This window comes from Nostoc sp. (genome assembly GCF_036917415.1).
GTDB lineage: Bacteria > Cyanobacteriota > Cyanobacteriia > Cyanobacteriales > Nostocaceae > Nostoc.
The window spans coordinates 1-10,462 of sequence record NZ_JBALDJ010000134.1 but is presented as its reverse complement, the minus strand read 5'-3'; the positions used below and the strand labels follow the sequence as shown (position 1 = coordinate 10,462).

Here is a 10,462-nt window from a genome sequence, read left to right as displayed (position 1 = left end):
AATCTTTATAGGGAAGGGGTTGGGGTTAAGTCTATATTAATATTTTTACGTTACGCTTAGTGTAACTTTTGACGAAGAAGCTGCCAGAGCGATCGCTAATGGTAAAATTCGATGTTCCTGAATTTGAATCCTGGCGTGGAGTGTTTCTGCTGTATCATCCGGCAGTACTGGTACTGCGGCTTGCATTAATATTGGGCCGCTATCCATTTCTAAACAAGCTATATGCACTGTACAACCAGTGATTTTTACCCCAGATGCCAAGGCTTGTTCTACAGCATGGATTCCCTTGAAACTAGGTAACAAACTAGGATGGATATTAATAATCCTCTCAGGAAAGGCATCAATGAAAACTGACGTTAATAGTCGCATCCACCCTGCCAAAATCACCCATTCTACATCGTAGTGCCGCAATGTCTGCACAATTTTTTCATCAAACTCTTTTCGGTTTTGATAGTTGCGATGATTTAATAAGACAGTTTCTACACCTCTATTAGCTGCTCTGACGGCTGCTTTTGCCGAGGGGTTATTGTAAATTAAAACTTGAATTTGGGCATTTAGCCGCCCATCTTGGATAGCTTGGGCAACTACATCAAAATTGCTGCCATTCCCAGAAGCCATAATTCCCAGTTTTAAAGGAGCGAATTGTTGGCAATCATCGCTAATGTTGGGAGAAATTAAGCTCAGGGTAGAATCAAGGCGGAGAATCATAACAGCTAAGAGGGTTAATTATAGATGCCAAAAATATATACTAAGTCGTGGTTGGATAATGATACAGTAGCCGCATGGATTTTTCTCGCACCAGCATTAATTTTGCTGGGCGTTTTTATCATTTGGCCGATTGCCTATTTGTTCTATCTCAGTTTCACTGCTGGTAGTTTCACCTTAAAAGGTACTTATTGGATAGGCTTAAAAAACTATTGGCGCTTGCTCCTCAACCCCGACTTCTGGCAAGTTCTGGGTAACACCTTTTATTTTACGGTTGCCACCATCATTCCCAGTTTAGTTATCTCCTTGGGATTGGCAGTACTATTAAACCGTTCCATTCCCTTGCGGGGCATCCTGCGAAGTGCTTATTTTTTACCCTCAATTATTTCAATTGTGGCAGCGGGTTTAGGATTTCGCTGGCTGTTTCAGACATCAGGGCCAGTTAACGGACTTTTAGTTTTTTTTGGCATTTCAGATATACCCTGGTTAGCAGACACATTTTGGGCAATGCCGGTAATTATTTTAATGAGTATTTGGAAACAACTGGGTTTCAATATGGTGGTTTTTTTAGCAGGGTTGCAAGCAATTCCTCCTAGTCGTTATGAAGCAGCAGATTTGGATGGAGCAAATGCTTGGCAACAATTTTGGTATATTACTTTGCCCGGATTGCGCCCGACTGTCATATTTGCAATCATCACTACCGCAATTTTTACATTGCGGAGTTTTGAGCAAATTTATGTGATGACTGGCGGCGGGCCACTGAATTCGACTAATCTGCTGGTTTACTACATTTACCAAGAGGCTTTTGGTCAATTTGATTTTGGTTATGCAGCAGCAGGAGCAACTGTGTTATTAGCAGCAACGTTGGTACTAGTTTATTTGCAACTGCAAACTTGGGGAGAGGAGTAGGGGGCAGGGGAGGCAGGGGAGGCAGGGGAGGCAGGGGAAGCAGGGGAGGCAGGGGAGGCAGGGGAGGCAGGGGAAGCAGGGGAGGCAGGGGAGGAATTTTGGAAGTTGCTAAATCATACTGCAAGTATGCAATGCCAAAAAATGTAATAGTGCATTCAATTAGAAACAGCTAGAGTTTTTACTTTTTATATAGGCTGCGATATTCCCAAGGATTTATAAATTTAGTATCGCTCCAAACGCCGAGCCGTTGTGCCTTCGCCTCAGTTTCAGCTTGTTGAACTAAGTCTTTACTAGGACACTTGTTTAAATAGGGACGATACACTTTTGCTAAACCTTCTTGCAACAATACTTGTTGTACAAAAGTGCCATTTTTTAAACGGACTTCGGCAATTTTACGCCCATAGCGATCGCTATCAGTGATATTCAAAGTCACGCGCGAGCCTCCTTGTTGCACCAGTTGTTGCACCCGTTCTCGTGCTTTTACACCCCAAGTAAATTGATTGCGATCGCTAATCCGTTTACTCTGCTTTTCTTTATTAGTATGAGCTATCTCTGGCGCATCTACACAAGCAAAGCGCACGGTAAAATTTTTGCCATCGGTATCTTTCACTACTAAAGTATCGCCATCACTGACTCGCTCAACTGGTTCTCCAGAATTACCGATAAAGCGTAGACGCGAAGCGGCTTGTCGCACGACATCGCAGCCCATCAAACCCAAAATTATGATAGTTGCACAAAGCCAAAATTGCACTGCTTTAGTTAATTTCTCCATCCAAACTTACCTGCATTACCTCTGTGGGATGATATTAGCAAAATACAAAGATATATTTATAGGACTTACGCATGAGTTACGGAATAACGAACCACAGAGGCGCAGAGGACACGGAGGAATAAGAGTTTGCGAGGTATTTTGCGTAAGTCCTGATTTATTAACTGTTGACATAGTTCTACAGGTAATTCAAAATTCCAAATGGTAAAACTCTCTGGCGGCAACCGAATAGAAAATACGGATTAGTATAAGAATTGTAACCTTCCAATTGTCAGCGGTAATTTCTGATGAACTTCTTGACTAACCTTTTGCATCTAGCTGGTTCAAGTGTCTTTGCCTATTACTCTGCTGCTCAAATTCGTGATTCTAAAACCCGCCCCAACATCCTTGCGGGTTTTCAGTTAGCCGAATCTGGCTCTGTGCCATTTTTATCTGCACTTAGCGATCGCGCAGCTGCCGAAGGCGATACATGGTTAGCCGAAAAACTAGCAAAACATGCATCAGATGAAACTAGGCATGGTCAAATTTTTGCCCACGCCTTACAACAGCTGAATAAACAAGTTATAGATTTTAAGCATCAACCCCAAACTACATCTACAAAAAAACCACAACAGCGTAGTCCTTTTTTCGCAGCATTCTATGAAGGCTACACCCAAGAACAGCTAAAACCGCCTGTGATTGATTGGGATGTGTTTATGGCTAGCACATATATTCTGGAGTTAGATGCTAGTAAAGACTTTGCGCGAATGGCGAAAGTATTACCTGATAACGAGCCAACCGCTCGTAACTTGAAGTTAGGAATGCTAAGTATTGCCCAAGATGAAACTGGACATGCTGCTTATCTCTACGAAGCGATGATGCGACGGATGTCTGCGACTAAGGTAGAAAAACTTGTAGAGATGTGGCGAACTCGCAAGGTGAATGCCTTGTTGGCAATGGTTGGCGGTATCCTCCAGCGCAACGGCGAAACGCGATCGCTAGTCCAGGATAGTGCGCCGTCGGAAATCGATTCTGAGTTGATAGCTACGTAATCAATATAGGACTCCTATTTGATTTTTGCACAAGACTACAAAATAATACGTAGGGAAATGAAAGTCTAATAAAGGACAATGATAAGCCAGCATTTACAAACTGCCACACTTGTACTCTCAGTATCGCGCCAACAGTTAACAGAGGGAATAACATTTCATGCGATCGCTGAACTACAAGATTTTATAGCTTTTAATGTGGGGAGATTTAAGCGGCTATGTATTGGCATTTGTTTCAATACTTCTCGGATAAGGGTTGAGTCGTCCTAAATTCAGATCCCCCCGCCTACGGCGACCCCCTTAAAAAGGGGGTAAAAGAGGGTTATAAGCCCCCCTTTTTAAGGGGGGTTGGGGGGATCTGCAACGACTAATTGCCTTAACCGAGAAGTATTGGCATTTGTTTTATGTACAGTTTCATCAACTTTTGACGTTGAGGTGTTGTATCCTCTAATACTTCATAAATAGTTGACCGAACAATTTACAATTTTGTCCGCAATTGCGAATTGTTCGGTCATCAGTACTCTGAACAAAGATGGTGTTAAAGGTGACGAGTTATTGTTAATTATGACGGTGAACCAAGCAACTCTGGATGAAGCAGCCGATTTATTACGTAAATTAGGAGTCAAAGGCGATATCATTACCGTTGACGGCCGCAGATCGACTTATTTGTTCAATTCCCAGAAAGGAAACATTATTGTTCCCCAACTGTCTAATCTGCAAGAAAATCCTACTTTCCGACACCTACCTCATTATCTGGGATTCCGTAAGAAAAGCAAAAATCAGGTTGCGCCAAAAATCTAGATCGGCCAGTCGGTAAAGTACTTCCAAAAAAGGATCAGCCTTATTTAATATTCTGACGGGATAATTTTGATGGGGATGTCTCGATTAAGTTGTACGATGGGAACAAACTTATCCAAAACATTTCTTCCCGTACTGCTAGCGATGGAGTTTGTGAGTGGACACCATGTATTTCCGTAAAAGAAGGCTATTTTATTCGTGTTTTTAGCTGGAAAGACCGGAATATTTTTGGGCAGTTGCAATTGTAATAAAGATTAGCGCTATTTTTAGCGGTGCGGAATGGGAAAATAAAATGGATAACTAGCTAAACGCAAACCTCTCAACAAGGTTGACGGTGTGGCCGCGATCGCAATTGTTATCGTTTCTCACAGTAAACAACTAGCTTTGGGTGTGCGGGAACTCGCCGCGCAGATGGTTCAAGGCCAAGTTCCCATTGCTGTTGCAGCAGGTATTGAAGATCGTGAAAATCCATTGGGTACAGATCCGATTCAGGTTTATGAGGCGATCGCTTCTGTTTTTTCTGATGATGGTGTCTTGGTGTTAATGGATTTGGGTAGTGCTTTGTTGAGTGCGGAAATGGCAATCGAGTTTCTGCCAGAAGCACAGCAGGAAAAAGTGTATTTGTGTGAAGCACCTCTAGTAGAAGGCGCGATCGCTGCTGTAGTGGCGGCGGCGGCTGGTAGAGATATTCAGCAAGTTCTGGCGGAAGCACGTGGCGCACTTCTAGCAAAAGCAACTCAATTGGGTGTAGTTAGCAGTCCGTTGTCAGTTGTCAGCCCAATAACAACTAATATAGAATCGCCAACGCCAGAAATCCGGCTGATTGTGAGCAATCGCTTAGGATTACACGCCCGTCCCGCAGCGCAGTTTGTGGCAACCGCAGCTCGGTTTCAATCCCAAATTCTGGTGCGGAATTTAACGAGAAATACCGATCTAGTCAGGGGTGACAGTATTAACCAAGTCACAACTTTAGGAGTGCGTCAAGGACACGAACTGCTGATTACTGCCACTGGTTCTGATGCAGATGAAGCGCTGACTGCATTGCAGGGATTATTTGCCAATAACTTTGGTGAAGATAATGTTGCCTTGAATTCTCCACCAGCTTTTCACCATGAAGTTACACCAACAACTCACGGCGAACTTTCGGGGATTGCAGCTTCTCCAGGAGTAGCGATCGCACCTGTTGTTCATTATCAACCCACTCACATTGCTATTACGCAATACCACGTAGACAATCCTGATGTAGAGTGGCAACGATTACAGACAGCGATTAACACTGCCCGACAAGAAATTCAAGCAGTTTTCTCACAAGCATCTCTGCAAATTGGTGATACTGAAGCCGCCATCTTTGATGCCCAACTACTATTTTTAGAAGATCCAGTACTGTTGTCAGCGGCTCATCAGCGCATTTTAGACAACCATATAAATGCTGAAGCAGCTTGGCAAGCTGTAGTCGATGAAGTAGCGACTTCCTATCGTGCACTTGAGGATTCTTATCTGCAAGAGCGAGTTGACGATGTTGTAGATGTCGGGCAAAGAGTGCTGCGATTACTAGCTGGGAATGCTGCGGCTAATCTGCATCTTGAAGAACCAGCGATTTTGGTGGCGACTGATTTAACCCCCTCAGATACGGCTGGACTAGATCCGACAAAGGTGTTGGGTATTTGTACTACTTCTGGTAGCGCCACCTCCCACAGTGCAATTATCGCCCGGACGTTGGGTATTCCGGCAGTTTTGGGAGTGGATGCCCAGGTGTTGCACTTGGCTGATGGTACACTGATGGCACTTGATGGTGAAAGTGGCAGAGCTTGGGTAGAACCAGAATCAGATATCCTGGATTTACTGGCAGCAAAGCAGTCAGCTTGGCAAACTGCCCAACAGGAAGCACGAGCTACGGCACATCAGCCAGCAATTACTCGTGATGGTCGGCAAGTTAGCGTCTTCGCCAATATTGGTAGTATAAATGATGTGCAAGTTGCTGTGGCTAGCGGTGCAGAAGGTGTGGGACTACTCCGCACTGAGTTTCTGTATTTAGACCGAACAAGCGCCCCGACTGAAGAAGAACAATTATTAGTCTATCAGGCGATCGCCCAAGTTTTAGATAATCGGCCGCTGATTATTCGTACCTTAGATGTCGGTGGTGATAAGCCGCTTCCCTATCTCAGAGTAGGGTTAAGAGAAGCTAACCCTTTTTTAGGTTGGCGGGGAATTCGTTTCTGTTTAGATCATCCAGAACTCTTCAAAACTCAGTTACGGGCAATTTTGAGAGCTAGTGTAGGACACCAAATTAAAATCATGTTGCCAATGATTGCTACTGTAACTGAAGTACGTGCAGCTAAGGTAATTTTGGGTGAAGTGCAGGCTGAACTAAATCAAGCTGGTATTTCCTTTGATGCAGCGATGAAAGTAGGAATTATGGTGGAGGTTCCGTCAGCAGTAGCGATCGCCGATCGGTTAGCTGCTGAAGTAGACTTCTTTAGTATCGGGACTAACGATCTGAGTCAGTACGTCATGGCTAGCGATCGCACTAACCCCCGCGTGGCAAATTTGGTTGATGCGCTACATCCAGCCGTATTGCGAATGGTGCAGCAAACTGTCCAAGCTGCCCATAGGGCGGGGATTTCGGTGGGATTATGTGGAGAATTGGCAGCAGATACTTTAGCAACACCAATTTTACTAGGTTTAGGGCTGGATGAATTGAGCGTGAATCCCCAAAGTATACCTGGAGTCAAGCAGGCGATCGCTAGGTTAAGTATAGTTGAAAGTGAAGCGATCGCGGCATCAGCATTACAACAAGATTCCGCACTTGATGTCAGAGAACTAATCTCAACTTCGGTTACTCCTCCTGGTAATACTAATTCGTAATTGATAATCACGCTCTCTACGAGACGCTGTGCAAACATCATTACGAATTACGAACAGGATTTACGCAAGAACTCTCTGAAACTCTTATTCCTTTGTGTCCTTTGCGACGGCAGTCGCTCATGGGGGAAACCCCCAAGACCGCGCTGCCTCTCCTTTGCGGTTCGTTTTATCATGATTTTGCGTAAGTCCTAACGAATTAGTTAAAATCTTATTCCCAGTTGCCCGTTAAAGCCACGAATGGAATTGTAACCAGCACCAACAAAAACGTTATTAGTAGCACCTACCTGAACGCCACCTGAAACTGCAACGCCTTTATCCTCTGAATAAAGTCCGACTCCTACATAAGGTGAAATTACAGGCAAATTGATAAATTTTAAAACATCTACTCCCGTAGCACCATCAGCACCAGTTCCGACTTCAACCCCGAAATTCAAAGCCCTAGCTCCGACAGCATAAGTTATATCACCATCTTTTCCACCGACTGAAACCCAAGGTTGCGGTATCAGTTGAGCTGATGCTTGACTTGGGGCAAACAAAGTTAACAAACCTATAGATGTAATTAATGTTTTAGCAATAATCGCTATTTTCACGTTGTTCTCCGATTAATTGTTTTTAGGACTTATACCAATTCTTTATGAAGACGCATAAAAAGCACCCCTGTGCCGTGGCATTTCCCCTTGATCGGGGCAGGGCTGTTGTATCCGAACTATTAGGGATTTTGTCAACAGTATAGGCGATAAATTTGGGGAAGTTAGTAGTACACCTTTACAACGTCGATTATTAGTTTCGTTAAAAGCTAGGTTATACCATTTGTAAAAAAACCTACAGATTCAAAGCTGAAAATCCAGATGAAATCTAACCGCTTTTAATTACGAATTACTAATTACGTAGCTTACTTCTTACCTTTGGCAAGTATGACGAATTACAAATTGGTATTATTATCTCAACAATTTGCTAAACTCCAACTTTGTGGAGAGCAAATAAAAACAATTTGAGTATTGGGAATTTGGAGGGGGTTGCAGAGTGGCTGATGATGAACGCATAGTCAATACACAACAGATTTATCCAAAGGATTTTTCCTGGGGATTATGGCCTGTTGTGCCACTCTACCCCTATGGTAGGCGGCAGACAATTCGTCAAGAAGTGCTTAAGGACACAATCTGGAATTTTGACCAGATTCAAGGCATTTTCTACGTTGTTGTACCGATTCGTATGACTGTTGTAAAGCTGGAAACCGGGGGTCTTCTCGTCTATGCGCCTGTTGCACCAACCCCAGAGTGCATCAGACTTGTGAATGAGTTGGTGACAGAATATGGCAACATTAAGTACATCATTCTGCCAACTATCTCTGGTATAGAACACAAGGTTTTCGTTGGCCCCTTCGCTAGATATTTTCCGACTGCACAAGTGTTTGTGGCTCCGCATCAGTGGAGTTTCCCGCTAAATCTCCCCCTTAGCTGGCTTGGTTTACCCCCAAAACGAACTCAAGTACTTCCAGAAGATAGCAGCAAAACCCCCTTTGCTGACGAGTTTGATTATGCAATGCTGGGCCCCATCGGACTTGGCCCTGGTAGGTTTGCGGAAGTTGCTTTTTTCCACAAGCGATCGCATACTCTTTTAGTCACAGATTCTGTGCTTTCGATCCCAGAAGATCCACCTGCGATCGTTCTCTTAGATGCATATCCTTTATTATTTCATGCCAAGGATTATGCTTCTGATATTGTTGTAGATAGTCAGGAAAATCGCCGTAAGGGTTGGCAGCGCATCTGTCTGTTTGCTTTGTACTTTCAACCAAGCGCATTAGATATACGCCGATGGAGTCAGGTGTTACAAGACTCCTTGAAAGCCCCAGAACGTTCAAGGAAAGCTTATTTTGGATTGTACCCCTTTAAATGGCAGTCAGATTGGCAGCGATCGTTTGATGCCTTGCGAGGTGATGGGCGTTTGTTTGTCGCACCAATTTTACAGACGCTGATTCTCAATCGCGCACCAAAGGAAACCATTGACTGGGCTGATAAAGTTGCAAGTTGGGACTTCGAGTGGATTATTCCCTGCCACTTTGATTCACCGATTAAAGCCGAACCGCATCAGTTTCGCCAAGCTTTCTCTTTTTTGGAAAAGCAGCCGGCTGTCAGTGGGGGTTTGTTGAGTAGTAGCAGCTATGCTTTACCAGAGGAGGATTTTAAAACACTTAGAGAAATCGATGCAGGTTTAAATAAGTTTGGGATTGTGCCAGCACCAAAGGAGAAGGTGTAGGAATAACAATAAGTAAGTCGGCGTAAATAATTATTGTTGGGATAAGGTAGGGGGCAAGGGGCAGGGAGCAGGGGGCAGGGGGCAGGGGGCAGGGGGCAGGGGGCAGGGGACAGGGGGCAGAGGGCAGGGGGCAGGGGGAGAGTTTGAGTGTTGTTTACTTTTTTTTACACAGTTTGGTTTTATTGTGCCGACTTACTTATAGCGCAATACGCTTGAGTTAGAGCTAAAAACCTTAAACTGCATAGTAGCACGGCAAGCTTAATTTACTAGGCTGCACCACTACTAAGTAGGTAGGCAGAATAAAACCAAACTATGTTAACAAAAATGAACGAGGCTAAAACCCTCTTTTCTCCTGCCTTCTGCCTCCTGCCTCCTGCCTTATCCCAACAATAATTATTTACGCCCACCTACTTATACAGTTTTAGCATTCTCATCTTATGCTTGTTCGGCAACATTTTTCAAGCGGCTCGACCTGATTTTGCGGATGCGATCGCTATCGCGAACACCACCCGCCATCTCATATTCGCGGCTGTCTTTGCCGTACTTGATAGCAACCACCATCAGCATTTTCTCAGAAAACTGACTCAAGTTTTTTTCCATCTCTTCAATTTCAGTTCTAGAAGAGTCAACCATAGAAAGAGCAGTATTATAAACATCAAGTTTGTTATGTAACTGCTCAATTGACTCAATCAATTTTTCCAGACTATAATTTTCATCAAATTTGATGCTTGGAACAATCGATTTCAATCCGGCAGCTCTTAACTGAGCTTTTTCTAAAATGCGGGATGTGCGTTTTAGACGAGACATAAATTTATTTCTTTAAGATACTTCTAGAGCTAGCTTGCCTTATTTAAACTGCATTTCGGTTCAGGGTAACTCACAGTTTTTTCTAATCAACTTTTGAGGTGATACCAGTAATTTTCCGGTATTTCATCACTAGATGTTGATTTTTATAGCAATAATTGTTTAAGTTTCTTGAAGAAGAATTCAGAAGTCAGGATCAATCAGTCAGTGGGGAATTCAGACCCGCCACTGAATTGTTGCACCACCAAATTTTCTTGTTTTGTGGGGTATTACAGCAGTTTTCATGTATTTGAAGCACATATGTCGTAAGGGCACAGCATTGCTCATA

10 protein-coding genes are annotated in these 10,462 nt (G+C 43.6%); 6 read left to right on the top strand and 4 right to left on the bottom strand.

The window, feature by feature from the left end:
* Positions 1-45: 45 nt before the first annotated feature.
* Positions 46-708: a phosphoribosylglycinamide formyltransferase gene (gene purN / locus V7K41_RS32570; RefSeq protein ID WP_334854628.1), complete on the bottom strand. Its 663-nt coding sequence runs from the start codon at positions 706-708 to the stop codon at positions 46-48.
* 24 nt (positions 709-732) lie between these two features.
* Here purN and V7K41_RS32565 point away from each other — a divergent pair, with 24 nt between their 5' ends.
* Positions 733-1,614, top strand: a complete 882-nt coding sequence (locus tag V7K41_RS32565; RefSeq protein WP_334854627.1) for a carbohydrate ABC transporter permease — start codon at positions 733-735, stop codon at positions 1,612-1,614.
* A gap of 178 nt (positions 1,615-1,792) precedes the next feature.
* Here the strand turns inward: V7K41_RS32565 and V7K41_RS32560 are convergent, their stop codons facing one another.
* Positions 1,793-2,386 carry a thermonuclease family protein gene (locus V7K41_RS32560; RefSeq protein ID WP_334854626.1) on the bottom strand — a complete coding sequence of 198 codons (594 nt, stop codon included), beginning with the start codon at positions 2,384-2,386 and terminating at the stop codon, positions 1,793-1,795.
* A 284-nt stretch (positions 2,387-2,670) separates the two neighbouring features.
* Here V7K41_RS32560 and V7K41_RS32555 point away from each other — a divergent pair, with 284 nt between their 5' ends.
* The 4 genes from V7K41_RS32555 to ptsP all read left to right on the top strand — a co-directional run bounded on the left by V7K41_RS32555 (position 2,671) and on the right by ptsP (position 7,074).
* Positions 2,671-3,414 (top strand): ferritin-like domain-containing protein, encoded by a 744-nt coding sequence (locus V7K41_RS32555; RefSeq protein WP_334854625.1) that lies wholly within the window; start codon positions 2,671-2,673, stop codon positions 3,412-3,414.
* A 78-nt stretch (positions 3,415-3,492) separates the two neighbouring features.
* A complete protein-coding gene (locus V7K41_RS32550) occupies positions 3,493-3,681 on the top strand; it encodes a hypothetical protein (RefSeq protein WP_334854629.1) in 189 nt (62 codons plus the stop codon).
* A gap of 216 nt (positions 3,682-3,897) precedes the next feature.
* Positions 3,898-4,212, top strand: coding sequence for a hypothetical protein (locus V7K41_RS32545; RefSeq protein WP_334854624.1), 315 nt, complete (start codon positions 3,898-3,900; stop codon positions 4,210-4,212).
* Between the two features lie 333 nt (positions 4,213-4,545).
* On the top strand, positions 4,546-7,074 hold the full coding sequence (gene ptsP / locus V7K41_RS32540) for a phosphoenolpyruvate--protein phosphotransferase (RefSeq protein ID WP_334854623.1): 2,529 nt from the start codon (positions 4,546-4,548) through the stop codon (positions 7,072-7,074).
* A 200-nt stretch (positions 7,075-7,274) separates the two neighbouring features.
* Here the strand turns inward: ptsP and V7K41_RS32535 are convergent, their stop codons facing one another.
* A complete protein-coding gene (locus tag V7K41_RS32535; protein ID WP_292775168.1) occupies positions 7,275-7,664 on the bottom strand; it encodes a hypothetical protein in 390 nt (129 codons plus the stop codon).
* Positions 7,665-8,097: 433 nt separating this feature from the next.
* On the opposite strand from V7K41_RS32535, the gene V7K41_RS32530 reads away from it, so the two are divergent.
* The gene (locus V7K41_RS32530) at positions 8,098-9,330 is read left to right on the top strand and encodes a DUF4336 domain-containing protein (protein ID WP_334854622.1); all 1,233 of its coding nucleotides are present in this window, start codon (positions 8,098-8,100) and stop codon (positions 9,328-9,330) included.
* 435 nt (positions 9,331-9,765) lie between these two features.
* Here V7K41_RS32530 and V7K41_RS32525 read toward each other — a convergent pair whose 3' ends face one another.
* Entirely contained in the window at positions 9,766-10,137 is a 372-nt protein-coding gene (locus tag V7K41_RS32525) for a hypothetical protein (protein WP_334854621.1), read from the bottom strand.
* Between the last annotated feature and the right edge of the window lie 325 nt (positions 10,138-10,462).